At 44.3% G+C, this 24,131-nt stretch carries 26 protein-coding genes, 1 tRNA gene and 2 pseudogenes; 6 read left to right on the top strand and 23 right to left on the bottom strand.

Annotated elements, in window-relative coordinates; genetic code table 11:
- The first annotated feature begins 206 nt into the window (after positions 1-206).
- On the top strand, positions 207-3,839 hold the full coding sequence (locus ACBR23_RS19530) for a CHAT domain-containing protein (protein WP_371120465.1): 3,633 nt from the start codon (positions 207-209) through the stop codon (positions 3,837-3,839).
- A gap of 288 nt (positions 3,840-4,127) precedes the next feature.
- Here the strand turns inward: ACBR23_RS19530 and ACBR23_RS19525 are convergent, their stop codons facing one another.
- Both ACBR23_RS19525 and gltX read right to left on the bottom strand, forming a co-directional pair.
- Positions 4,128-4,562 carry a CAAD domain-containing protein gene (locus ACBR23_RS19525; RefSeq protein ID WP_341738750.1) on the bottom strand — a complete coding sequence of 145 codons (435 nt, stop codon included), beginning with the start codon at positions 4,560-4,562 and terminating at the stop codon, positions 4,128-4,130.
- A 468-nt stretch (positions 4,563-5,030) separates the two neighbouring features.
- Positions 5,031-6,467 (bottom strand): annotated as a pseudogene (gltX, locus tag ACBR23_RS19520) (glutamate--tRNA ligase); the annotation flags it as partial.
- 273 nt (positions 6,468-6,740) lie between these two features.
- Between gltX and ACBR23_RS19515 the strand changes: the two are divergent.
- The gene (locus tag ACBR23_RS19515) at positions 6,741-7,232 is read left to right on the top strand and encodes a thiol-disulfide oxidoreductase DCC family protein (protein ID WP_371120464.1); all 492 of its coding nucleotides are present in this window, start codon (positions 6,741-6,743) and stop codon (positions 7,230-7,232) included.
- A 105-nt stretch (positions 7,233-7,337) separates the two neighbouring features.
- Entirely contained in the window at positions 7,338-7,541 is a 204-nt protein-coding gene (locus ACBR23_RS19510) for a hypothetical protein (RefSeq protein WP_371120463.1), read from the top strand.
- A gap of 148 nt (positions 7,542-7,689) precedes the next feature.
- On the opposite strand, the gene ACBR23_RS19505 is transcribed toward ACBR23_RS19510, so the two are convergent.
- The 6 genes from ACBR23_RS19505 to ACBR23_RS19480 all read right to left on the bottom strand — a co-directional run bounded on the left by ACBR23_RS19505 (position 7,690) and on the right by ACBR23_RS19480 (position 14,332).
- Positions 7,690-8,835, bottom strand: coding sequence for a GTPase (locus ACBR23_RS19505; RefSeq protein ID WP_371120462.1), 1,146 nt, complete (start codon positions 8,833-8,835; stop codon positions 7,690-7,692).
- Positions 8,836-9,404: 569 nt separating this feature from the next.
- Complete coding sequence (locus tag ACBR23_RS19500; protein WP_371116349.1) at positions 9,405-9,998, bottom strand: nucleotidyltransferase family protein; 594 nt, start codon at positions 9,996-9,998, stop codon at positions 9,405-9,407.
- A 40-nt stretch (positions 9,999-10,038) separates the two neighbouring features.
- Entirely contained in the window at positions 10,039-10,704 is a 666-nt protein-coding gene (locus tag ACBR23_RS19495) for a Uma2 family endonuclease (RefSeq protein WP_371120461.1), read from the bottom strand.
- A gap of 79 nt (positions 10,705-10,783) precedes the next feature.
- Positions 10,784-10,857, bottom strand: a tRNA-Asp gene (locus tag ACBR23_RS19490).
- Positions 10,858-10,914: 57 nt separating this feature from the next.
- On the bottom strand, positions 10,915-12,042 hold the full coding sequence (locus tag ACBR23_RS19485) for an esterase-like activity of phytase family protein (protein ID WP_371120460.1): 1,128 nt from the start codon (positions 12,040-12,042) through the stop codon (positions 10,915-10,917).
- A gap of 85 nt (positions 12,043-12,127) precedes the next feature.
- On the bottom strand, positions 12,128-14,332 hold the full coding sequence (locus ACBR23_RS19480; RefSeq protein ID WP_371120984.1) for a TM0106 family RecB-like putative nuclease: 2,205 nt from the start codon (positions 14,330-14,332) through the stop codon (positions 12,128-12,130).
- A 112-nt stretch (positions 14,333-14,444) separates the two neighbouring features.
- On the opposite strand from ACBR23_RS19480, the gene ACBR23_RS19475 reads away from it, so the two are divergent.
- Positions 14,445-15,764, top strand: coding sequence for an aminotransferase class V-fold PLP-dependent enzyme (locus ACBR23_RS19475; protein WP_371120985.1), 1,320 nt, complete (start codon positions 14,445-14,447; stop codon positions 15,762-15,764).
- 265 nt (positions 15,765-16,029) lie between these two features.
- On the opposite strand, the gene ACBR23_RS19470 is transcribed toward ACBR23_RS19475, so the two are convergent.
- A complete protein-coding gene (locus tag ACBR23_RS19470) occupies positions 16,030-17,409 on the bottom strand; it encodes an ATP-binding protein (protein ID WP_371120986.1) in 1,380 nt (459 codons plus the stop codon).
- Between the two features lie 229 nt (positions 17,410-17,638).
- Here ACBR23_RS19470 and ACBR23_RS19465 point away from each other — a divergent pair, with 229 nt between their 5' ends.
- Positions 17,639-18,529 (top strand): GTPase, encoded by an 891-nt coding sequence (locus ACBR23_RS19465; protein ID WP_341739654.1) that lies wholly within the window; start codon positions 17,639-17,641, stop codon positions 18,527-18,529.
- Positions 18,530-18,639: 110 nt separating this feature from the next.
- On the opposite strand, the gene ACBR23_RS19460 is transcribed toward ACBR23_RS19465, so the two are convergent.
- The 14 genes from ACBR23_RS19460 to ACBR23_RS19395 form a co-directional block, all read right to left on the bottom strand.
- Positions 18,640-19,083, bottom strand: coding sequence for a type II toxin-antitoxin system VapC family toxin (locus tag ACBR23_RS19460; protein ID WP_371120987.1), 444 nt, complete (start codon positions 19,081-19,083; stop codon positions 18,640-18,642).
- A complete protein-coding gene (locus ACBR23_RS19455) occupies positions 19,071-19,286 on the bottom strand; it encodes a hypothetical protein (protein ID WP_371120988.1) in 216 nt (71 codons plus the stop codon). Before ACBR23_RS19455 ends, ACBR23_RS19460 begins: the two co-directional genes overlap by 13 nt.
- 127 nt (positions 19,287-19,413) lie before the next feature.
- Positions 19,414-19,779 (bottom strand): type II toxin-antitoxin system VapC family toxin, encoded by a 366-nt coding sequence (locus ACBR23_RS19450; RefSeq protein WP_371120989.1) that lies wholly within the window; start codon positions 19,777-19,779, stop codon positions 19,414-19,416.
- Positions 19,779-20,042, bottom strand: a complete 264-nt coding sequence (locus ACBR23_RS19445) for a hypothetical protein (RefSeq protein ID WP_106331681.1) — start codon at positions 20,040-20,042, stop codon at positions 19,779-19,781. The genes ACBR23_RS19450 and ACBR23_RS19445 overlap by 1 nt, the downstream gene beginning before the upstream one ends.
- Before the next feature lie 118 nt (positions 20,043-20,160).
- Positions 20,161-20,547 carry a type II toxin-antitoxin system VapC family toxin gene (locus tag ACBR23_RS19440; RefSeq protein WP_341739648.1) on the bottom strand — a complete coding sequence of 129 codons (387 nt, stop codon included), beginning with the start codon at positions 20,545-20,547 and terminating at the stop codon, positions 20,161-20,163.
- Complete coding sequence (locus ACBR23_RS19435; protein WP_371118062.1) at positions 20,540-20,770, bottom strand: hypothetical protein; 231 nt, start codon at positions 20,768-20,770, stop codon at positions 20,540-20,542. The genes ACBR23_RS19440 and ACBR23_RS19435 overlap by 8 nt, the downstream gene beginning before the upstream one ends.
- A gap of 112 nt (positions 20,771-20,882) precedes the next feature.
- Positions 20,883-21,164 (bottom strand): hypothetical protein, encoded by a 282-nt coding sequence (locus ACBR23_RS19430; RefSeq protein ID WP_341739646.1) that lies wholly within the window; start codon positions 21,162-21,164, stop codon positions 20,883-20,885.
- 83 nt (positions 21,165-21,247) lie between these two features.
- Positions 21,248-21,448 (bottom strand): hypothetical protein, encoded by a 201-nt coding sequence (locus ACBR23_RS19425; RefSeq protein ID WP_371118063.1) that lies wholly within the window; start codon positions 21,446-21,448, stop codon positions 21,248-21,250.
- 114 nt (positions 21,449-21,562) lie between these two features.
- Positions 21,563-21,763, bottom strand: coding sequence for a hypothetical protein (locus ACBR23_RS19420; RefSeq protein WP_340521594.1), 201 nt, complete (start codon positions 21,761-21,763; stop codon positions 21,563-21,565).
- Between the two features lie 62 nt (positions 21,764-21,825).
- A complete protein-coding gene (locus ACBR23_RS19415; RefSeq protein ID WP_341739644.1) occupies positions 21,826-21,987 on the bottom strand; it encodes a hypothetical protein in 162 nt (53 codons plus the stop codon).
- Positions 21,984-22,412 (bottom strand): addiction module protein, encoded by a 429-nt coding sequence (locus tag ACBR23_RS19410; protein WP_341739643.1) that lies wholly within the window; start codon positions 22,410-22,412, stop codon positions 21,984-21,986. The genes ACBR23_RS19415 and ACBR23_RS19410 overlap by 4 nt, the downstream gene beginning before the upstream one ends.
- Positions 22,381-22,740, bottom strand: a complete 360-nt coding sequence (locus tag ACBR23_RS19405) for a DUF5615 family PIN-like protein (protein ID WP_371118064.1) — start codon at positions 22,738-22,740, stop codon at positions 22,381-22,383. The genes ACBR23_RS19410 and ACBR23_RS19405 overlap by 32 nt, the downstream gene beginning before the upstream one ends.
- Before the next feature lie 3 nt (positions 22,741-22,743).
- Positions 22,744-22,968, bottom strand: coding sequence for a DUF433 domain-containing protein (locus ACBR23_RS19400; protein ID WP_371118065.1), 225 nt, complete (start codon positions 22,966-22,968; stop codon positions 22,744-22,746).
- A 273-nt stretch (positions 22,969-23,241) separates the two neighbouring features.
- Complete coding sequence (locus ACBR23_RS19395; RefSeq protein WP_371118066.1) at positions 23,242-23,799, bottom strand: 2'-5' RNA ligase family protein; 558 nt, start codon at positions 23,797-23,799, stop codon at positions 23,242-23,244.
- A gap of 125 nt (positions 23,800-23,924) precedes the next feature.
- On the opposite strand from ACBR23_RS19395, the pseudogene ACBR23_RS19390 reads away from it, so the two are divergent.
- A pseudogene (locus tag ACBR23_RS19390) lies at positions 23,925-24,131 on the top strand (hypothetical protein); the annotation flags it as partial.

The raw sequence follows: 24,131 nt of genomic DNA, 5'->3' as shown, positions 1-24,131 counted from the left end.
AGTGTCAAGAATTCTCGCCCTTGAGTCGAAGGGGAGTATATCAAAATCGCAACACCATTGAGTTGATTCGGAATTTGATAGTTTTGAGGGGCTTCTTCCCAGTCTTGCTAAGCTGGGGGAAGCCTTTGTTTATATTTCCCGATTTCCTGATTTAATTGGCTGCACGGGGGAGTAATCCTATCGTTAATAGTTCGGCGGAATTCACGATGGACGAACAGCGTCGCAAAACTGATCTTAATATGCTCCGAGCGCTGCTGGAAAATCCTGGGGACTCAGGAACAGATTTGATTTTGAAGATTGACTCAAAGTCGATCGACTCTGAGTCTGTGGAAACGCTTTACTTAGAAGTGCCGCCACTGACACCAGAAGGTTTAGTCAAAGCGGCAAAATTTTTTCAGAGGGTGATTGCACCCTTAGAGCAAGCGCGGGAAAATGCTCAATTACCAGCCACCCCCCAAGCCTATCTCACTTTTTTAGCAGAAGTATTGCAGACAGTCAGCCGCAGCCCTGACTTGCACCAAGTCTACCCCCTGCTGAGAAATAATTTAGACAAACTTGACCAGAACTTCGCCCAACTACTGCGCCAGTGGGCAAGTTCGGTACTGCCGGTGGCTACTTCTGTTGAGACAAGACGCCTAGGCGCCCTGATTGGCAATTTGAGCAAGGCCATCGGGCGGTTTCCCCTGGGTAATAAGGCAAATAATTTGGAAATCGAAATAGCAGGTTATGAAACAGTAGCTAAGGTGTTTACTCGCTCTTATTTTCCCCAAGATTGGGCGGTGCTGCAAAATAATCTGGGTAATGCTTACAGCGATCGCCTCAAGGGCGATCGGGCCCAAAATCTGGAACAAGCCATCGCTTGTTTTAAAAATGCTCTACAAGTTCGGACTCCCGAAAAGTACCCCGAACAGTGGGCGATGCTGCAAAACAATCTGGGTAATGCTTACACCGATCGTCTCCGGGGAGATCCCGCAGATAATCAGGAGAAGGCGATCGATTGCTATCAAAATGCCTTGCTAGTCCGCACCCGCGAGATTTTCGGCGGAGAGTGGGCCAGCACTCAAAATAATCTCGGCCGCGCTTACAGTCGCCGACTCCGAGGAGACAGGGCCCAAAATTTGGAACTGGCGATCGCTTGCTACTACAATGCCTTGCAAGTCTACAACCGCAAGTTGTCTCCCCGCCACTGGGCCACAACTCAAAATAATTTGGCCAATGCTTATTGCGCTCGCCTGCGGGGAAATCGAGCCGAAAACCTGGAATACGCTATCAACTGTTATCAAAGAGCTCTGGAAATACGCACTAGGGAAGGTTTTCCCGTTCAGTGGGCGACAACTCAAAGTAATTTGGGCAGGGTTTTGATCGATCGCATCAAAGGTGACAGAATCGAAAATTTGGAAATGGCGATCGCCTGCTATCTTGATGCTTTACAAGTTCATAGTAGGCAAAAATTTCCCGAACGATGGGCGACACTACAAACTTACCTCGGCAAAGCCTACAGCCTACGAGTCAAAGGTGAAAAAGCTGACAATATCGAATTAGTAATTAGTTGCTATCAAAATGCTTTGCTCTTTTGCAATCGCCAAAAGTTTCCTGAACGTTGGGCGATGTTGTGCGCTTACCTTGGCCGCGCTTTGAGCGAACATCTCAAAGGGGAAAGAAACCGCAACCTCAAAAGTGCGATCGCCTGCTATCAAAATGCTTTGAAAGTATACACTCGCAAAAACTCTCCCGATCGTTGGGCGATGCTGCAAAACCATTTGGGTCAAGCTTTTTGTGAATTGACGGATACTGAAAGCTCGTCTCACCTTCAAACGGCGATCGCCTGTTATCACAATGCAGGCCAAGTCTACACTCGCGAAACTTATCCCCACCGCTGGGCTCAAACTTTGTTTTATTTGGGTCAGGCTCACCGACTTAACGGTCAATTGCTCCGAGCTTACAGTGTTTTTGCTGCTGCTGTCGATACTGTGGAATTCTTGCGCTGCGAAGCTACGGTTGATTTGTTTGATGCCGGCGATCGATCGATGTCCCAGAAGCTAAAATTTACTCGCACCTGGACTCGACTCTACAAAGTCCTGGTACAAGTTTGCCTGGAACTGGGCGCAACTAAACCGGGCTATTATGCCAAAGCGCTGGAATACACAGAACGCCACAAAGCTCTGAATTTGGTAGAACTGCTGGTGAAATGCCAACTAACTCCTAAAGGCGACATCCCCCCAATCATTCGAGAGGAGTTGGAGTGCTTGCGACGGGAAATTATGGCCCAACAGCAGCACCAAGAACAGGGAGTTACTGATGGTGTGAGTGTCCTGATTTCCCCTGGGGATGATAGCCAAGGTTTGAACAGTGGTTCGCTGTTGGGGAACTCGGATTGTACGCACCTCAATCAACTCTGGCAGCAGTTGGACGGGTTGATAGCTAGGGAAGTGGAGCCAAAAGACCCTTTCTTGAGTTTAGTTCGTAAAGTTCAACCGATCGGGTTTCACGAAATTCGGGAATTGTTACCGGATGACAATTGTGCTGCGGTGGTGTGGGCTAGTTTGGGGGAGGTATTGGTCGCTTTTGTGGTTCTGAGTGATGCCACATCTCCCGCTGTACACGTATGTTCGACCAAAAATGCTTTGGATCTCGAAAATTGGATATCAGAGTACCATAGCGCTTATTCTGACCAAAAAGGTCGCTGGATCAATCAGCTCCAGGCTAGACTCAACCGCTTGGCCACGTTGCTGGAAATAGACCAAGTAGTTTCCCTGGTACCGGAAAATTGCGATCGGCTAATTTTTGTACCACACCGATTTTTACACGGTTTGCCCCTCCACGCTTTGCCCCTGGGGATGGGAGAGTTATTTTTTGAGGGCGTGACAAATTCTCGGTTTCCCGGAGGCGATCGTACCGGTTCGGATTTGGATACCCTCATCGGTTCAGACTTTTCTCAAGGTTCGGCTTTTAACAACCTACAACCACCTGGTACTTATTTGATCGATCGATTTGCCGGAGGAATTCGTTATGCTCCTACCTGTCAGCTATGGCGGTTGACACAAATTACGCGCAGCGGTGCTATTGGTAGATATCGACCCCGATTGCAGCAACTGGTAGCAGTTCCCAATTTTAATAAAGATGGTCTCTACAGCAATATTGAAGTCGCCCATATTTGCCAATATTTTTCCAGTGCGGAAGTTTTGCGTCCTAAGCAGATCAACAAACAAGCTGTTAAGAGTGCTGTTGCTGCTAATCTGCATGGGGATGTAGCAGTAACAACAGGACAGTTATCCTCGAAAAAAGTCGCTCATTTTGCTTGTTTAGCCTTGCAGAATTTGGCTTCACCTCTGAAATCATGTTTGTCTTTTCAAGATGATTGTTTGACTTTAGAGGAAATCTTTAATTGGGATTTTCGGCAATACTTTTTAGTCACTTTATCGGCTTGCGAAAATGACAAAAGTGTAGTCAGCCATGATGGTGACTGTGTGGGATTTGCGGCGGCATTGCTCTATGCTGGCACATCTACTGTTGTCAGCAGTCTGTGGAAGGTAAATGATGTTTCGACGCTGCTGCTGATGAGCAAATTTTATGAAAATCTGGCCAATTTTCCGAGGTTACAAACGGGAGATGTGGCTAACGCCCTCAATCATGCTCAAAGGTGGCTGCGAGATTTGAATGGCGAGGATTTGGATCTGCTGCTGGCTGATTTTCAACCTCAAATTTCCCAAATGTTCGACAGACTTCCTCAAAGTTCTCGCCTTAGTGCTGAAGCTTCTTTGCAACAAATTCGTAATCGCAAGCCTCATCCTTTTGCTAATCCTTATTACTGGGCTGCATTTACGGCTGCTGGGGTTTAGTTATTGGTTATTGGTTATTGGTTATTGGTTATTGGTTATATCAATTCCTCTATTCATCAGAATTATTCATTTCTCTCTGTGTTCTCTGTGTTCTCTGTGGTTAAATCATTCCGATGCAACCATAAACGATATTATTCGGTATTGATTATTAGTTGGTTCCTATTACTAATATCAAATTTACTTGCCCCAGGCGCTATTCCGATAAAAAATCAATTAAAAACCCGACACCGACAAATTACTTAAAATTGTCAGTATCGGGTACAAATTAAACAATTTACCAGCAAAAGTTTAGGACTTTTTGCCAAAAACTTGTTCTTTTATGGCTTGAATTTCTTGACCTAATTGTTGACGGTTGGAAGAACGCAACAAATACCGATAGACAAACCATACGGTATATCCAATACCTATTAGCTCAAAAGTCGGTGCTAACAGAGGAATGTCATTAAGTTCATTTACTACGCCCAAAAGCACTTTCAAAGAAACAATCGACACTAAAATTAAACCGACGACTGTTAGCGGACTTTTGTACTGCTCGTAAAAAGCGCCGATATAAGCAGGAAGCTCGGACAAAATTGAGATAACTTGTTCTTTTATCTGCTGAGCTTGATTTGGGTTTTCTTCGGTGACAGTAACTTTTGTAGTACCGATCGAACTTTCTGTCTCATTACCCGTTGGAATTTCGGTGATGATCACAGTTGTTTCTGGTTCGTTTGATGAAGTCATTTCTTCACTCGCAATAGTTTTTGGTTGATTAGCGGCAGGTATTTCAACTGCTGCTGCGACTGTTGCAACAGGCGATATTTCGACTGCTGCAACAGACGATTCGACTGTTTCCACTGTTGGTGCTTCGACTACTGTAACTTCTACTGCTGGTTCAACAGTCGGAGGTTCGACTGCTGTAACTTCCACTGCTGGTTCAACCACCGGGGTTTCGACGGTTTCTTGCACCGCAGTTGCGACTCCTGAAACCTCTGGTGCTGATGATGGTTCAACCACCGGAGTTTCGACTGCTGTAACTTCCACTGCTGGTTCTATAACCGGGGTTTCGATAGTTTCAATAGTCGGTGTTGCGACTGTTGAAATCTCCACTGCTTGGTGTTCCAGGGTGGGAGTTTCAGGAGGAGTTTCGGCTTTTGAGGTTTCTGGGGTAGGAGTTTGGGTCACTGCACCAACAACGGGTAAATTCAAGTTATTAATAGCTGTTTGTAAGCGGTCTCGATCCGTTCCTCGCTGGTGAAGGATTACCCAAGATTCTATCAGGTCGGGGCCGTGCATTGCGCCGGTCAAAGCCGCTCGGAGCGATCGCATAATTAGCCCTTTGTTAAGATTTTTCTCTTTACTGAGCTTTTTAGTGATTTTCTGAGCTTCGGCTGATGTCAGGGTTGCATGACTTTCCACAACTTCTAGAACAGCTTGCAAAGCTTCTGCGACTTTTGGCTGCTGCAATTGTGCGATCGCCTCTTCTTCATATTCCACCGCTGTGGAGAAGAACACCTTGCACATATCAACAGCATCAGTGAGGCGCACCAGACTCTGACTGATTAAAGTAGCTATTTGTTCGAGCCAAGGGCGATCGGCTTCTATGTCAAATTCATAACCAGCTTTCTGCCAATAAGGTATCAGTAAATCAGTCAATTGTGGCACCGGCATTTTGTGCAGGTATTGACTATTAAGCCAATTGAGTTTATCCCAATCAAATTTTGCACCAGCTTTGTTAACGCGATCGCAACTAAATACAGCCGCAGCTTCTGACAATGTAAATATTTCTTGGGTAGAATCCGGCGCAGTCCAACCAAGCAAAGTCATGTAATTGACCAAAGCTTCGGGGAGATAACCCATATCTTTAAAATCAGAAATCGAGGTAACGCCATCGCGCTTAGAAAGTTTTTGCCCTTGGGTGTTTAAAATCAGTGGCGTGTGGGCAAATTCTGGGATTGTCGCGCCCAAAGCTTCGTAGAGCAATATTTGTTTGGGAGTATTACCGATGTGATCTTCGCCGCGGATGACGTGGGTAATGCCCATATCGATGTCATCAACGACTACGGCGAGGTTGTAGAGGGGTTGGCCGATGTCAGTGGCGGTGGAAGCCCTAGCAATTACCATATCGCCGCCGAGGTCGCTACCTTTCCAGCTAACAGTATCGCGTACTGTGTCGTTCCAGGAAATTGTGCGATCGTCCTCAATGATAAAGCGAATCACAGCTTGTCGCCCTTCAGCTTCAAAAGCTTCGCGCTGTTCGGGAGTCAGATTGCGGTGGCGGTTATCATAGCGAGGAGCTTGTTTATTGGCTTTTTGTGCTTCCCGCATTTCGTCAAGTTCGGCTGACGTGGTGTAGCAGCGGTAGGCGAGTCCTTTGTCTAGGAGAGTTTGGACGGTTTGGCGGTATGCTTCCAAACGCTGGGACTGGAAAATTGGGCCTTCATCCCACTTCATCCCCAACCAAGTTAGTCCTTCGAGGATATTGTCGGTGTATTCGCTCTTGGAACGTTCTAAGTCTGTGTCTTCTACCCGCAGGATGAATTGGCCGCCTTGATTGCGAGCAAATAGCCAGTTGAATACGGCGGTTCTGGCTGTACCGATGTGGAGGTTTCCGGTGGGGCTGGGGGCTAGACGGACTCTGACGTTCATGTAGATTTTTGCTTTTAGATTGGGTGCGATTTACTGGCGCTTGACTTTGCTGTTGCTCAGAATACAAATTTTAGTATATGTGGCATCTTGTTGATAGTAGCATTGGGGGCGATCGATCCTAAATAGTCCTAGAGACAGAAACCCGGTTTTTTACCTCTTTGCTTCTCTTCCTCTGCGTCAAGAGCGTCCTCTGTGGTTCAATCCTCAAAAACCATTTTTTCGGTAAAATACTAATGCGCGTCTGTTTCTGCTCCCAGCGATCGCCTTTTACCCATGCCTACTGCCCAAACTGAATTCCCCGAATCTGTCGAAATTAAACCTGTACCATCCTGGCAAATAAAGCTTCTATACGACGGTGAATGCCCTCTGTGCGTGCGAGAAGTCAATTTTTTGCAGAAACGGGATGGCGGCCGAGGTTTGGTGGCATTTGTGGATATCACGGAGGATGACTACAACCCGCAAGCCCACGGCGGCATCGACTACGAAACGGCGATGGGGCGGATTCACGCGGTGTTACCCGACGGTACAACCATTAAAAATGTAGAAGTATTTCGCCGGATCTATGAGATTTTAGGGATGGGCTGGATTTATGCTGTGACTAAGTTGCCGATGGTTGGGGCGATCGCCAATTGGCTGTACGGAATTTGGGCCCATTGGCGGCTACCTTTGACAGGAAGGCCGAATTTAGCGACTGTGATGGGCGATCGGGCTAAACGCCTTGAGTGCGATAATCCGAGTCGTTGTCGGGTGAATGACGAGGTTTAGAAGAGAGGGAATTGGAAAAGGCGATCGGCGCGAGTGTCAACTGAAAAAACAGCCAGCTAATCTCAAGATCAACCAATCAATCAAGCAAGGTAAAAAATATGGAAGATGCAAGGATATAAAGTATTTATTGGCTTCGGATTGCTTTGGGTACTGATGGGAATTACGGCTGTGATTGTCCTCTTCAAGTCCGACGGTCAAAAGATTCGGTTTGGCAAATGGGGACTGCTAGTTGCTATTCCGATAATTGTGCCGATCGTCCTGGTTTTGACCTATCAGATAGTCAGACCATTTATTATCCAACACCTTTGAGCGCTACTGGGAGTCGATATTTAAATTTAATTATAGGCAAAGAGTTTGCGGAACTTGTGAGGAGAGTTCTAGAAAATGGCAATGAATATTAGGAGTCGTTTATGGGGGTGGAGTCGGTGCCACAAATTATCGCTGGACTAGGCGGAAACTAGAGACCACCCAAAAATTTGCTAACAAGCACTGTCCATGTAGGCAGATCGCGTATGTCCGTCAATGCTAAATCCCTCAACACATCTTTAGCTTGTTCATGGTAGCTCCTAAATTTTGAACGTAGAAGCTCTTCTTGCTCAAGCTTAGCATCACTAGAAAGGATATAATTAACGGTTGCCAATATTGCAAGAGTGAGAATAACTGCAACCCCAGCCGCCGCCACATCAAAAATACCTGTAGGTGGAAAAAAGGATTTAACAAACAAAAAGAGGCTGGAACTCACTGTTTCATCTAAAAATGTTGGCAAAATAGCAAGCGCAGCTTGAGGAGACAAAAGTTTGCCAGTGTATAAGTAATGTAAAGACCCTATGGCAACTGCCTGTGTTGCGGTAATAAATACTGCGCTGCCCGGAATAAATGCTTCACCTGCCACTGCTATCAAAGCTACCGCAATTATTTTGACTGCATAAGACTGCTTTTCAGCCATGTGTCTTGCTAGCAGCAGGTCTTTTCCCTTTTTTTCGAGAAATTCCTCAATCTTACTGCGTAGCGGAAAAACTCCTCTAATATCCATCTTGGGATTACGGCTTTTAGGATCGTAACCCTTCGTACAAGTTGGATAAATCTTGTCTACCTTTAAATCGTTTTTCCACTGATTGACTACATCATCTACAACCGTTGGATCGAGATCATCCCACTCATCAATTTTGTTAAGAACGACAAAAAATGAATCACAATGCTGCCTCAAGTCATCTAGGCTTTTCTTTTGTGAAGCATCTGATGAACCAGTTACTACAAATATGCCAACATCAATATGCCTCAAAAAATTCTTGGTGACTTCACTATTCTCTGCACGCACATCGTCAAGACCTGGTGAGTCAATTAAATAAACCTTTTCATCAAGTTTTAAAATTGTTAAATCTTTAGTAACGCCCGAAACTGCTCCTACCTTGGCAATTTCTAAAGCTTTTCTTCTGCTCAGTTTCAACAAAGCATTAATGAGTGAACTTTTGCCCGCACTTACCTTGCCGATAATCGCAATGTTGAGGGATTGGGATAAATCAGGTGCTTGTTCAACAAATTTCACTTGTACCCGGTCAAAAAAGCTCTTTTCGTCTAACCCGTCGAAGGCTGAGTCATCCATGTTCCTTACTCCTCTAATATCGTTTACGCAAATGATTGCTATAAATGGGTTTAGTAAACATTCTCCTAATCAACCCGTTATGTAGCTAAAATTTAGGTAATCCATATACCAACAACTAAAATATAACATCAAGTTTCCGCAAATCTTTCTTAATCGTGGACTCCCGGGTGGCCCGAAACCGGGTTTTTTTGCGAGAATAATTCGTTACAGCCCGCCTCAACGGCCAAAAACCCCGTTGCTTTAGTTTTGATGCGTCCAAGGCTGTTTCTGTAAGAGGAACAAATCATTTTTTCCCAACCCGATCGTGATTATAGCAGAGCCATCAGGCCGGTTGCGGTTGTCAACAAAAATTTAATAAGCTGTGGAGCATTTAAACCACTAACTAGACCTGTAGGGTGCGTCAGCTAGAACACTGACTATACATGGGAAACGCCTTAAAACTGACGCACCCTACAATACCTGTACGGAATTTGGGCCGAATGGCGGCTACCTTTGACGGGAAGGCCCCCTTTAGCTACTGTGATGGGCGATCGGGCTAAACGCATTGAGTGCGATCGATTGAATTAACCTCAATCATCAGGCTGAACATCGATCCACAATCGCGAATATTCTTCTTGTACAGAGCGATCGAGTTCCTGTGCTAATTCCGCAGGCAAACTTAGAGCTTTGATCAATTCTTGTACATCGGCCAAATCTTTCAATCGACCGCGACCGCTCAAACCCGATGACAATTTGAGTTCAATTAGTGTAGCCAACCGAACGACCTTAATGCCGTCTTTTTCAACAGCTACGGCGGCCGGGTTAGGGAAACTAACTGATTTAGGTTTCCCATCTCCTGGGAACTCTCCGGTTGTGATAATCTCAACAGACACTCCTGTCTTCACATCCTTGAACATTTTGGTAGCACCAGCAAAGGCAGGCACGAATCCGCGACCGAGCAAAATCGATCGAAAGGAATCCAATCCTTCTGGTGTCAGCAGCAAATCTACATCTTGAGTAGTTCTGATATAGCCATGAATCACAAGGGCCATACCACCAATTACTGCATAGTCAATCCCTGCTTTCGACAAACTTTGAGTAATGTTTTGGAGTGCTTCATACACCTTGCCTTGCTGCATAAAGAAAAGTTCAACTTCCTGTAAAACAATTATTGTATCTAACATCTAGCAGATTCCTTAATTAAATTTAGTTAAATTAATTTAACTACTCTTGCTGATTTTCGGGTGATCGCAACTGCTCGCTCACCCATTGACGCAAAGCTCGAATTATGGCATTATCATCTTGAGTTTCTGCCATCTGCAAAAGTTGATTGAGCATTGCTACAGAAAGAATCGGAAATGTCGGACTGCGATCGCAGCTAATATATTCCCGGTTTTGCAATTGATAAATTTGTACAGTTTGCGATCGATACCGCCAAACTTCAGGAATTCCTAGCTGTGTATAAACTACAAATCGATTAGAAGAGGGACTGGTAATATCAACTTCAATCACCAAGTCTGGGGGAGGATCTGTTGAGATGTCAAGTCTTTTCCCTAGAATGCGATCGACATTTTGAATATAAAAACATGAATCTGGTTCTGCACCTTGTTTTAAATCTTCACGGTTGAGAGTCGTCGAACCAAATCCCTTAATCTTCAAGTCCAACTCCTCTGTTAAAGCTGTAACAATCCGTTTCAGCAAACAGTTAATAGTTTCATGCAAGTCTGATGGCATGATAATTTCTAAGACTCCTTGAGAATATGAAAATCGCGAGGATCTCTTGTCTCCTGCTTCTGCTAATAAGCTTTTGTAAGTCTGCCAACTGATATTAGATAATACTACCAGTTGTGTAGTTTTTTCCGCTGAGGGGTTAATGGTCGTAACGGTCATATTTTCCCGCTCCTTAATCCATAAAATAGACGTTCAAAAGCTGAAAACTTATATTTTAAACTTTCGATTTACGAGAGAACGGGACAGACGGGGCTCGAACCCGCAACTTCCGCCGTGACAGGGCGGTGCTCTAACCAATTGAACTACTGTCCCTCGTTTTTGCCTTTCTTTCAGGCACAATTTCTATTATGCTTATAACCGTACCGTTTGTCAAGAGGTTTTTTGAACTTTTATTTTGAAGCCCAAAATCTGAGTCTCCTGCAACGGACTGAAGTTGTTGTCACTCACCAAAACCAGACCAATGCTACCATCGCCTAATACCGGGCCCAATGTCAAGCCCTCAATATTGTCTAGGGGGACTTTCAGGGTGTCCAAGTCCAGCAGCAGCCGTTTTTGAGCCGGAGAAACCTCACTGAGACGGCTTTTGAGGCTTTCGAGTCCTTCGATGCGATCGCTCTTTTCCAGAGAAATCTCAAAAAGCTTAATAGTAGTTCCAGTTTCCAGAGAGAAAGCACGCTCTAAACTCAGCAAGCGATTTTCGTCGATCGCCAGTAAATCCACTAAACCGTTGGTAGTTAATTTTCCCGCAGGATTAGCGCCCGCTGGTAGCGGTTCGGTGATGTAAAGGAATTCTCGCTCCACATTCCCACTCACCGCATCGTACCGCAAAATCCGGCACGGACTGCCACTTTCTAACGAAGCCACCCCACCATCTTGAACCAAAGCATTTTCCGTGGCTGTAAATAGATATTTGCGATCGCTTGTCAAAGTCAAACTTTCAAATGCTAGATTGTTGCGGATACCTTTAGTCCCTTTGTCATCTGGCAAAAACAGCTCAGGAATTGGCAGAGTTTTCAGCAGTTTACCATCGAGGGAGAATTCTTTGATAAAAGGACTGATGTGGCGATCGACATCTCCCTCAGAAGAAACAAACACACTGTTACCAGTAAAAGCAATCCCTTCAGGATCTAAACTTAACTCTGGAAAACTCTTACCGTTTTCATCAAGTAAAGTTGTAACACCAGTAAAAGCAACTTGCTCTTTTTCCAGCTTACCAGATTGCAAGTTTATTTTGAGAGAATAGAAACGTGCCGGAGCCAGGGTGCTGCGGTCATCAGAAATGGCATAATAAACTTGTTTATCAGCATCATAAGTAATTCCCGAAAGTCCACCAATTTCCGTCCCCCCAAACAGAGAACCCGTCGGAAATATCACCCTACCGATAAAATCTATTTGAGTTACAGCAAAAGATTGAGCTGACAGATTGAGCAAAATAACAGCAGCCGCTGCTACCAAAAAACAGACAATAAATATAGTTACTTTTGCTAGGTTTCGCATTCTCCGAATAAATACATTATTACCTATCTTCTTCCCTTTCTTCCTTCGCGCCCTTCGCGTCTTCGCGGTTCGTTAAATCATAAATTCAAGGTTCATGATTTAGCAAAAAATTGGTCAACCAATCCTTAACCACATAAGTAGCACGACAATCATCCTCATTGTAGCGGACGATCGCCTCCAAGAGAGAGCGATCGCCAGTTTGCAACCATTCCTCGTACCAACAGACACACTGAGCACCATTAGCCTTAGCATCTCGCCACTCAAAACCCAGCCAACGGGCGATGGGTTTAAGCGCATAACTTTCCACCGGCATAATCGCCTTTTGGGTTACATATTTATGGATATCCACAAAGCGTTTCAGCACAGGTTTCCATAGATAAACTGGCGTGTTGTAAAGTTTAGCTAATCGCTTAAAAGTCTTAATTTCGTAGTCGCAGAAGTGAAAAATTGGCGCTATGGGATAACTCCACATTAATTCTAAAAATTGTTCCCAGGCTAATCTTTCTTCTGCCGCACTTTCCGCCAAAAACGGGTAGTATTTTTCGGTTTTATTGTACCTATCAAGGACTAAAACTCCGTGGAGGTAATCTAGATTTAATTCTGGTTCTGCTTCAATATCGAAATAGAGTTCTATCGGTGCGATCGGCAAAAACACCGATTGGGAATAAGGAATTGGTTTTTTGCGGAGAATCGGCGCAGGTACAGAAAGTTTAGCCTGTTTATTTTGCCTAGATGATTTATCGACTTCGAGCAAAGAAACCGGGTTTTTTACCGAATTTGCGGGCTGCAACGAATTATTTTGGTAAAAAAAACCAGTTTCTAGACTTCCACTATTTTTGAGTTGCTCAATGGCGAGGTTATTCAAAATATTGTCTGCAATATCGGGTACTATTTCAGATTGGCTATCTGCGGCATAATTCTCACTTCCTTCTTCCCCCCAAGGGGAGGCTTCTTTTGCCCCCCAAGGGGAGGCTTCTTTTGCCCCCCAAGGGGAGGCTTCTTTTGCCCCCCAAGGGGAGGCTTCTTTTGCCCCCCAAGGGGAGGCTTCTTTTGCCCCCCAAGGGGAGGCTTCTTTTGCCCCCCAAGGGGGGGCTTCTTTTGCCCCCCAAGGGGGGGCTTCTTTTGCCCCCCAAGGGGGGGCTTCTTTTGCCCCCCAAGGGGGGGCTTCTTTTGCCCCCCAAGGGGGGGCTTCTTCTTCCCCCCTGGGGGGGGCTTCTTCTTCCCCCCTTGGGGGGGGTAGGGGGGGGTTCTTCTTCCCCTCTTGGGTGGAATAGGGGGAGGTTATTCTTATTTCCTTGAGGGGTGTAGGGGGCGGTTCATCTCGCACAAATGGCTGATTCAAAAAAGTCGATCGCGCTTGCTGCACCACATCGACAGCTACTCCCGCGACAAACTCAGGATAACTCGCCAATAAATCGGAATTAGCATTAGCCAAAGATTCTAAATCTGTCAATCCGAGAACTTTTAGGGTAGCATATCGCTTAGCCGTAACTCCCGGCAATAGCGACAGGTGTTTAATAGATGTGGCTTCCTCATGACAAGTGCTATACCAAGTGCAAAGAGTGCACTTTTGGCGGGAAATAAAAACTTCTGGTTTCGCCTTACTTTCTAACATTTTAATGCACTCATCCAACATCTCAAACATCTGAGGCATTCGCTGGTGGAGATTCACCGCCCAAAGTCCTTTTGTTCGCAGCATTAACCACGCCTTTTCTGGCATAGTTCCCTGGACAGAAGCTAACACTTGTGCGTGAAAAGCGGCAATAATTTGATAGTCTAGTTTTGGTCGCTTGCTGAGCCAAATATCTGCCGTCGCATAACTCCAATCGCCAAATTTGGAAGTACCCGGCTGTTTGATTAATAAATGCGGGCGGCTGACGAGGTTGATTTCGGAAGAGTGCAGGATTGAGGAGGAAAGATGAACTGGAGTTTCGGGAATTTCGCCGATGTCTGGCAAATATTGACGCTCAATTTCTAAGAGAGAATCTGTTTCACCGTTGGTTTTGCCTAGTTCACCTTGGTACAGGACCCCTCGATAAATGCGATCGACTCCTTGCTGCATTAAACTTAAAGTAGCCGCCGCCCCAGCCGCCCAATCCCCTCTAGGATAAGATGGTTGTTGGTAACTCTCAGATTCTAAAGTTTCCTGCTGGTATGTGGCGCTGTCACGCATCAATTTTAGCAGAAAATCGCTTGGTGGATCTTGTTGTTTCCAGTCTCCGCAAGTGTCTAAAAATGCTCGGAGATTGCATCGCTGATAGGAAAGTAGCAGTTTGTCAGTTATTAACATTTATTAGTGTTAGCAGAAGGAAGAGGGAAGAGGGAAGAAGCTTTTTTGAGAGAGATTTTTGACGATCGACATTTATGTAATATTAACGCTATCAATTAATTCCGCAGCAAAAATGACAAAAAACAAACACCGACAACAGTTTCCAGCTTTGGCCAATAAAGCTTATTTTAACTACGGCGGACAAGGACCGTTGCCTGAGCCTGCTTTAGAGGCGATTTATGGGGCATACAAACGGGTGCAGGTTGGGGGGCCGTTTTCGGGGGAAATCGGTGCTTGGGTGGTTCAGGAGGCGATGCTGACGCGGCGGGCGATCGCCTCGGAGTTAGGTGTCCCTCCTGAAACGATCGCCCTGACTGAAGATGTCACCGTCGGCTGCAATATTGCTCTATGGGGCATTGATTGGCATCCGGGCGACCATTTATTGCTCTCTGACTGCGAACATCCGGGCATTGTAGCTAGTGTAATGGAATTGCAGCGCCGTTTCAACATAGAGGTTTCGGTTTGTCCCTTGGCGGCTACTTTGAATGAGGGGGATGCGGTGGCGGTAATTGCTAATTATTTGCAGCCGAATACTCGTTTGTTGGTAATCAGTCATATTTTGTGGAATACTGGCCAAGTTTTGCCTCTGACTGAGATTGTGAAAGTGTGTCATCAAGGTTATGAACCCCCCCTAGCCCCCCCTTGTCAAGGGGGGGAACAAGTATTGAATGAACCCCCCCTAACCCCCCCTTGGCAAGGGGGGGGACAAGTATTGAATGAACCCCCCCTAACCCCCCCTTGGCAAGGGGGGGGACAAGAAGATTTGTCTGTGGAGAATCACAAAGTTAGAGTGTTAGTTGATGCGGCTCAATCTGTGGGGGTTTTACCTTTGAATTTGATTGATTCGGGGGTTGATTTTTATGCTTTTACTGGTCATAAATGGTGGTGCGGCCCGGAAGGTTTGGGAGGACTTTATGTGAGTGCGGATGCTTTGGCAGATTTGCATCCGGTGTTTATCGGTTGGCGGGGAATTGTCACGGATGCTAATGCTAAGCCTATTGGCTTAAAACCGGGGGCTCAACGTTACGAAATTGCGACTTCGGCTTATCCTTTATATGCGGGATTGCGAAGTGCGATCGCCCTGCAAGACGAATGGGGTACAGTTGAAGAAAGGTATGCAGAAATCTGCCGTTTGAGTAAGTATCTCTGGGAGGGTTTATCAGAGTTGAGTCATGTAGAATGTTTGCGAACATCTGCACCAGAAGCGGGTTTAGTTTCGTTTCGATTAACTAATGGGATGCCGCACAAAAAGCTTGTTGATTTGTTGGAAAAACAGGGAATTATGGTGCGGACAATTCTGAATCCCGATTGCGTGCGGGCTTGCGTTCACTATTTTACCACTGAGGCGGAGATTGATAAGTTGGTTGGGGAAATAGCCATTCAATTAGGATAGTCGGAGCGGGTTGATTAAGATTATTTATTAGCCTCAAATAATATCTGTAAAACCAGCCCCCCCCAACGACAAATCAATGATAAAAATCGACCAACCTCAAAAACCCGCCCCCCCAACGACAAATCGCTGTAGGGGCGGGTTTATCTAGATTGTTTGTCCGACTCAAATATTATCTGTAAAACCCGCCCCTACAGGTAATATCTATTCGATGGTGCGACATCGCTCTCTGCGTTCTCTGCGCCCTCTGTGGTTAAAAAAAATCCGGTTATATAGACATAGAGATAACATACTGTTTCAACACAGGATTCAAACTAAACAAAATTATCTTTTCCTCTTCTACAACATCCAATAAAAACCGACTTCCAAGCGATCGCACTGCATTAACTATTTCAGACGGCGAAAACGGTATTTGGTTAAAAAAATGAGACACAGCAACAGGTTCAGCTTGATTAGCCAGGTGAACCATCACCGCCAACTCTGCCGCAGTCAAACGCCCAAAAGGTTGAGATAATTGAAATTGCAACCCTTCATCTAAAATCGGCATTTCGCACTGCAAAAACTCCGAAACTCTCCCCCCAAATAACTCTCGAATCAGCGTTGCAGTCAACTCCAACCATAGGGGATTGCCTTGATAAATGTCAATCAAAGTTGACCATGTTTCCTCATCGGCTAACTTGTGCGATTTCAGAATCTCTTTAGCAGCTTCTCCCAAACTTCCCAATTCAAAACATCGCACGGGACGATCCTCTTTTGATAATCTGGCAATTTCTCTGGGTTTTTCCCAACTATTCAATATCAAACAACTTTGATGACAAACTTCGGCAATTAGTTTAAAAAATAACTGATAATCTTCATATCCAGTTTTATATTGTCCTGCGAGTTGTCGGCTGCTAAAAAGCATTTGCACGTCATCGAGGACAATCAGACATCGGTATTTTCGCAGGTAATCGAGGATTTGGGAAATTTTGGTTTCGATGTTTTGGGGAGTTTCTGATGTTTGGGAGAAGATTTGCAGCAGGTTGGTGAGGGTTGCGTCTAGGGTTGGGGAAAAGCGGAGGCTGCGATAGATGACGTAATCGAATTGGGTTTTGATGCGATCGATCAGGCCCAGGGAGAGGGTTGTTTTGCCGATGCCGCTGATTCCGAGGAGTGCGATTAAGCGTGTGCGATCGCGCGTTATCCAGTTTTCGAGGGTGGAGAGTTCGGAAGTGCGATCGAAAAAGGTGAATATTTCGGGTGCGTCGCCTAAGTCTATGTGGAGTTGTTTGGGAGTTTGTTGGGGGTTTTGGGGTTCTGTTGGACTTCTCGCCCTTTCTTGACAAATATTGAGGTTGTTAATCGCTACATAATCTCTACCTACTCTACCGATGGCTGATGAAAAGTTATCAAATTTCGCTTTTTCTAATATTGCTCTAAAATTTCTTTTAGTAATATCTTCTCCCAATCCCTCTGAAAATATTTGCCATAATTCCGAACCGATATCTCTGGTATGGCCTTCACTGGAATGAGTCGCTTCAGCAATTTCTGGGTATGTCCGACCTTGGAATGTCCCTTCCAGGATAGCTTTTTGCAGATAGTCTATATGTTCTCCCGTCTTCGCGAAGATTAGTTCGTCCGCGAGTTTTAAGACTTCTGCGATTTCCATAGGTCAGTCGTGTGGTGCGATTTGTCGTATTATATCCGATCTTTCCGACATTTCCGACAAGGTTCCGACATTTCCGACATGATTCCGACATTTGCGATCGGGTGGTCTGGGAAAAGTCCCGATGTTGCCAACTGACTGCGCTTAGGTTTGGTTATAAAATATACCTTAATGACCGCAGTTGCTCTACGCCACGTAATCCTTAACTTTCCTAATAAATTAAAAAAGTATCATGACTGACACAATAGGCATAAATTTCATTCAAGCTCTTGAAAGAATGTTGGCGAATACTAAAAAGAAACCATTGGTATTTTTTGTAGTGGGTCGTACAGGATGGGGGAAATCTAGCACTGTCAACTCATTGGTGGGCAAAGAAGTATCTAAAGTTAATCGCTATAAGGCGGAAACAGCAGATGTTGTTGGATTTGATTTTGAGATAAATGGGGTTAAAGCTACTGTCTTTGACACTCCGGGTCTGTGTGATGGAAGTGGAAATGATGAAGCATACATAGACCTAATCCGTTCCAAAGTTCGTACTCCTGACTCTATGTTGTATGTTAGCAGACTAGATGAAACAAGATCGGAAAACGATCTACGAGCAATCAAAATTATTTCATACGCTTTGGGACCTATAGTTTGGCAATATGCTGTTATTGTTTTTACTTTTGCAAATAACATTGAACCCTGGGAATACCAAGAGCAATTGCGAATAAAAAAACAAATCATTCTACAAACCATAGCAGACGTAATAGGTGATGGTAATATGCCCGGTCAGATTCCAGTAGTTGCAATAGACAATAAACGCAAAACTACACCTGACGGTAAAGAATGGCTGGGAAATCTTTTTACAGCTATAGTAGATCGAGTATCTAAAGAAGGGACTGTTGCTCTCCTAGCTATGTTAACCGAACATATAACAAATCGAGTTAATCTTAATAAAAATCAAAAACAAATTATTAGAAGAAAATTTGTAGATGCAGTTCTTCAGTCTGGAGGAGCTGCTGCGGGAATTGGAATTACTGTTGCCGGACTTTTAAACGCTCCACTAACCATAGGTTTTTCAGTAGGTGGAATAGCAGGAACGCTCATAGCAGCATGGCTATGTAAGTATGATGCTGATTAAATTAGGATAAGATAGTTAAAAACCGATCGCCCTTATCTTCCCCAAAGTACGATCGCCCTTATCTTCCCCAAAGTACGATCGCCCTTCTTTTCCCATCCAAAAATACTCCCTCAACTTCTCAAATTCTCCAACACTAAAACCGTTAACCCCGGCAAAGAAGGCAACCGCGCATCATTTGTCAAGAAAAATGAAGCACCCTCACGGATAGCTGTAGCCATTTGAATAGAATCGGGCGATCGCAAATTGTAAGTTGCTCTCAGTTGTGCCGCTGTTTCAGCAATATCTGGAGTTAATTCAACAACAGTTAAACTTTCTTGATTCATCAATATTTCACGATATTCTTGAGCCAAGATTGTGTTTCCCTGTCGCAGGGGATGAACTAGCACTTCTACCAGCGTTACTGTTGATGTCACTATCCTAAAATCACCGCGATTAAACGATCTAAAGAAAAGCAGCATCATCTCTAGATATTTTGGATTTTGCTCCATAAAGTAAATCAAAGGCGCGGTGTCTAATCCGACGACTTTTCCCTGTAACTGAGCTATCCATTCCATGAATTTCGTTCCCGATCCACATATTCTTGAGCATCAATCCCATGCCAAATTTCCTTACCCAACCCTTCTAATTCTAAAATACTGCGCTTGGGCTTAGGAATCACTCGTTGACGAATATGTGCAAACAATTCAGAGATGAGTCGCATTTGCTCATCTGGTGCAAGTTTTAAAACCTGAGTCAGTACCGTGCTGTAAGTAGACATAGACTCTGCATTAAGATTTTTGGGCTGATTGTCATTATAGCAATTTAGGAGCGATGGAAATGCCTGAAGCGCAGCTATCGCGCAGGGAATCGCCCTTATCTTCCCAAAGTGCGATCGCCCATCTTTCTTAAGCCTCAAACGGGTTAATCAGTGTGAGTTCAGCAATCCACCGAAAATCCCCTATATTTCTTGTCACTAAAGTTTTGCCATACACCAAAGCTGTTGCCACAATAATAGCATCCCCTAGTGTCATTCTCCTCATCTGTCGTAACAGCACTGCGCGATCGAGTACAGCGTTAGAAATCGGTAGAACCTCCACCACTCCAAAAAATTCCTCAAAGTACAATCTATTTTCTTCAGTCAGTCTATGATAACCCAGCACTTCAACGTAACTTATTGCCGATACAACTATGTCATGTTCGCGAATAAACTGCCTAATCTGCCCGTGTTCTGGTTGAGAAGCGTAGATAATAATATTACTGTCAAGCAGCATTATTCATCCCTACCTGGAAGTGGACGATCTTGACGTAACTCTCGCTGCCATTCCACCGGATCGCTAATCTCAGCAAAGACATTACTTGCTGCAATCTTTTCCAATATTTCAACTATTCTCTGACGGCGGAACTCCGCACTTAAGGTCGATCGCTCTTCTTGTAAAGTAACGTAAACTCTGACAGGGCGATCGCCCTGTTTTGGAACCTCATTAGCCCATTCTAAAAGGTTTCCCTTCAATATAGCCTCAAATATTTGCTGCATAGCTAATATCCACTATTCTCTATTTTTATTATTATAGCTCTTGATGACTGCCTCGCCCCTTTTCTTCCCAAAGTGCGATCGCCCTTATCTTCCCAAAGCGCGATCGCCCCTTTTTTACCTAATCAAATGGATTCAATATAGTTAACCCATTAACGCGCTTAAAATCCTTAGCATTCCGAGTCACCAAAACACATCCCTCAACTAAAGCACAGGCTGCAATTACACCATCACCTAATTTTAAGCGATAATCTCGGCGAATTTGGGCTGCACTATCTAAAACTGATTCTGTCAATGATACGCACTTAAGAAGCCTCAAAAATTCTCGCATCTCATTCGCTTGTTCTTCTGTCAATGCCGGGTAACAAAGTAACTCCACCCAACTAATTGGACAATAAAATGCCTCTGCATCTCCAGCTTCAATCTCATCAAATATAGACTGAACTTCTGGCCCATCATTGAAGTAGTAAATCAGGATGTTGGTATCGAGAAGATATTTATTAATCATCCCATTCTGCTCTAAGTTGCAACTGGAATTCCAAAGCATCCACACGTTTAGGCAAAAAACCTCGCCATCTCTTTAGATTTTTCCTCGGCAATCTTTCACTGCTACCCTGAGTTTGGGTTGTTAGGCGATCACGCATCAATGCTGACAATACCTCTAAAAGCTGCTGTTGCTCGTCAGGAGTGAGACTTTGAGCCTGACTCAGTACCTCGCTATAAGTAGACATAGGTTTTATGTTGAGATTTTTTGGCTAATTGTCATTATAGCAATTTAGGAGCTAGGGAAGTACGATCGCCCTTATCTTCCTAAAGTGCGATCGCCCCTACTTTCTTATTTAGTTAAGCCGTTGGATTATCTCCCCGATCGGGCTGATTGAGGAGGATGTCCAGAATGCGACGATTCTCAGTTTGGAGTCCGCGAATCTCTTCTTGTTGTTGGACAATAATTGTTTGTTGCTGTGCCATATTTGCTTGCTGTTGATCCATCCTTTGAAATAACTGCTGCCGTTCTTCCCTTGCTTCGGCTGCCACATTAGCTAAAGCTTGAATGACGCGGGCGTTACTTTCTACCATGCTAGCCAGACGATCTAGCTTATCATCATCCCAACGCTCTGTACTCATGGATTTTTTCCTTTACTCTACTTTTTAGGATAACTTCAATTTTAGTTATTTAGCTTCTGCTGTCAACTCAACCGAATAACTCATTACGATTTTAGACCAATTTTTTGATAGACTTCCCCAGGTTCGATGCTATTTTCTCCTGCTTGTTTCCGCTTCATTGACGCTAACAATTTCAGCTTGACTTCTTCCTTAACTTCTAAACCTGCATCAGGATCGCCAAAATATTCTTCTAAGCACTGTTCAACGGTATGCCGAATCAAGTCCCGCAGTTGCTCAACTGTCATATCAAGGATGAGACGGATCTGCCTTCAGCAACTCATAACATTGATCTGCTGTAGCTTGTACATTTGATGACAAAGCATTGTAACAATCCCAAAACTTTCGAGTAGTATAGTGCATTAAATTGCTCGATAATTACCACTCTCAAAATCTGCGATCGCCTCTGCTGCTAAAGCATCCAGTTTACCCTCAGCAATATCTCGATCTAACTGAACATCCCATCGTTGGTAATCCAAATTTAGAAACCACTCTAACAACTCTCCAATCTTGTTGGGCGGAAGTTGGAGAATCGCATTTTCTATCTGTTCAATAGTCAACATAGGCTATCTTAACTTACACTTTTACTTAGTTGATTATTGTAACACTACTTTGAGCCTCATCATCAGTATTTTCGTTTGAGTTGCTCAACGGTCGTTACCTTACTTGCTGCTACATCAGTTCGGGCTTTATTAAATGCTTGTAGAAAACCGGGAATTTTCAATAATTCGTTCGTAGCTTCATTGCTTTCACGTTCTGCTGCTTTCAGGAGAATATAGTCAGTCAATTTTTTTCTCCAAATAGCTTAAATTTGATTTCTTGGGAGGATATCCCCCGATCGCGACCAGCTTGGTAATCTTGCCAACCAGCCTCGCTCTCTGCTATTTCTTCTGCTGAAATTACTTCATCATCTTCGGCAACTTCTTCCCGTAACTGAATCATCTTTTTCAAGTCTTCTAATAACCGCAGTTGGTCTGCAATCGTGAGGCTTTTAACTTGATTCAATACATTGCTATAAGTAAACATAGACTTGGTTGTAAGAGTTTTTGCTTGTTCTCTATTATATCTAAATTTAAAGTTCTGGAAAAGCGATCGCCCTGATTTTCCCTGCATTGCGATCGCCCTTATCTTCCCAAAGTGCGATCGCCCTTTCCTTTCCAACACCCAACTAATTAACTCACTATATAAGCGGTTTTCTGAACCGATATCCATCAGGTTCTACAACCACAAATGCCCCTTTCAGTTCTACTTCAGAGTAATTTTCTATAACTTTCGCAAGTTCTTTGTGAACTTCATTCACCATTTTAGGTAAGACTCGAAGGTAAATCACACCTGTTCCGATCGCCCTCACAAAAACAAGATTTCCGTAATCTCTGTCTCGCGTAACCAGGATGCGATTCTCTGCTTGGGCTACTCTCAGTATTTCTTCATCAATTGCTTGCGCTAAACCCATTTCAGCGACAACAATTACATCATGTCCTGTGTCAATCAAAAACTTTATAGTAACAGCATACACATCTTGGTCTATCAGAAACTTCATAATTTAAGCTAATGCCAAATACACATCTTCCGCCGCCACCAGTGCGATCGCATAACGCAAGCACGCCCGAATATCATCCATTTCCAAATCGGGATAGTAATCTTGGATAATCTCTGCAAAAGAAAGCCCTTCATTTAGTAATTCGAGAACGCTCTGTACAGTAATGCGCGTACCCACTATGCAAGGCTTACCGAAGTGAATTTGAGGGTTGACGGAGATTCTGTCCATTTTGACCACGCAGCTCTATGTCTCTTCTATTTTAAGTCATCAGTTAGGCGATCGCAACTTGTCTTTTTTCAGCAGTGAGCCGATCGCCCTTATCTTCCCAAAGTACCTGAAGCACAGCGGGTGCATCTGTGTTTTGCAAATATACTCGTAGGGGCGAAGCATGACCGCTGTAAATCTCTGTCTATCGCTAATAAATTGTCTGCGGTCATGCTTCGCCTATGCAAAATCGGGATGCTCCCAGCACAGCTATCCTAAAGTGCGATCGACCTAAATCTAACTCCCCGAAAATAAAAACTCAGTAGCAACATTCCACTGACTACCATCATGAACTAATAAAATCAACTCCGAAGCAGTAAACTCAAACAAGATCGATCGCCCTTTGAACTCCAACCAAGCAGCATCAAAATTTGGCTTAGTTAAATCGCTAAACGCCACAGTCATATGCGGTACAAAAGAGCGAGTCTGAGAAACGCGATCGACAATTCCCAAATTTTCCCCAACATAACTCATCAAATCTGTTTGAAGTTCCAGCAATGCCGGCGACTTGACAACATCAACATAAATGACGCGGGGCGCAAAAGCAGCAAAACCGGAGAGAGTAATCGGAATTGGTAAGCGCCCAGCAGCAAACCCCTTCAAACATTCCTCCAATTTGGGAACATCCGCCACAGCCCATTCAAAAGGAGGTTGCAGCGTGATGTGCGGTGGCGACTGCAAAGCGTGGCGGCTGTTGTAGTTTTCCGCAAAATACTCTTTAATCTGAGTAATCTGCTGTTGAATCTCCAGAGGTGGCACCAAAGCAATGAAAAATCGCTGTTTTAATGGATTCATAGGATAGTATCGCAGTCAAGAAAGGATGCTAGAACATGGAACATAGAGCATTGGCGTGATGGCCCACTTGCCCGCTGACTCATTCCCAATCATAAGATCGAAAATAAAAAATCCCAAATAAAAAAATGCCTTGGTTTGTCAAAATTGAGCAAGGAATTGTCGAAAAGCCTGTATTTGACAAGTACGTGCCAGCTCACAGAGCTTATGTGGTACATTTACGCGATACATTTCAAATATCTTGGACAAGTCAGACACATGAAAATACCTCGATAGCATCGCCCGCAAGGGTGAAGGGCGTACCCGCCAAAGCTTTTAGCATAATGCCAAAAGCA

Origin of the sequence: Microcoleus sp. (genome assembly GCF_041354475.1) — a bacterium.
In the GTDB taxonomy this organism is placed as follows: Bacteria; Cyanobacteriota; Cyanobacteriia; order Cyanobacteriales; family Microcoleaceae; genus Microcoleus.
Note: the sequence above shows the minus strand (reverse complement) of the source record. Positions and strands in the feature narration are given on the sequence as shown.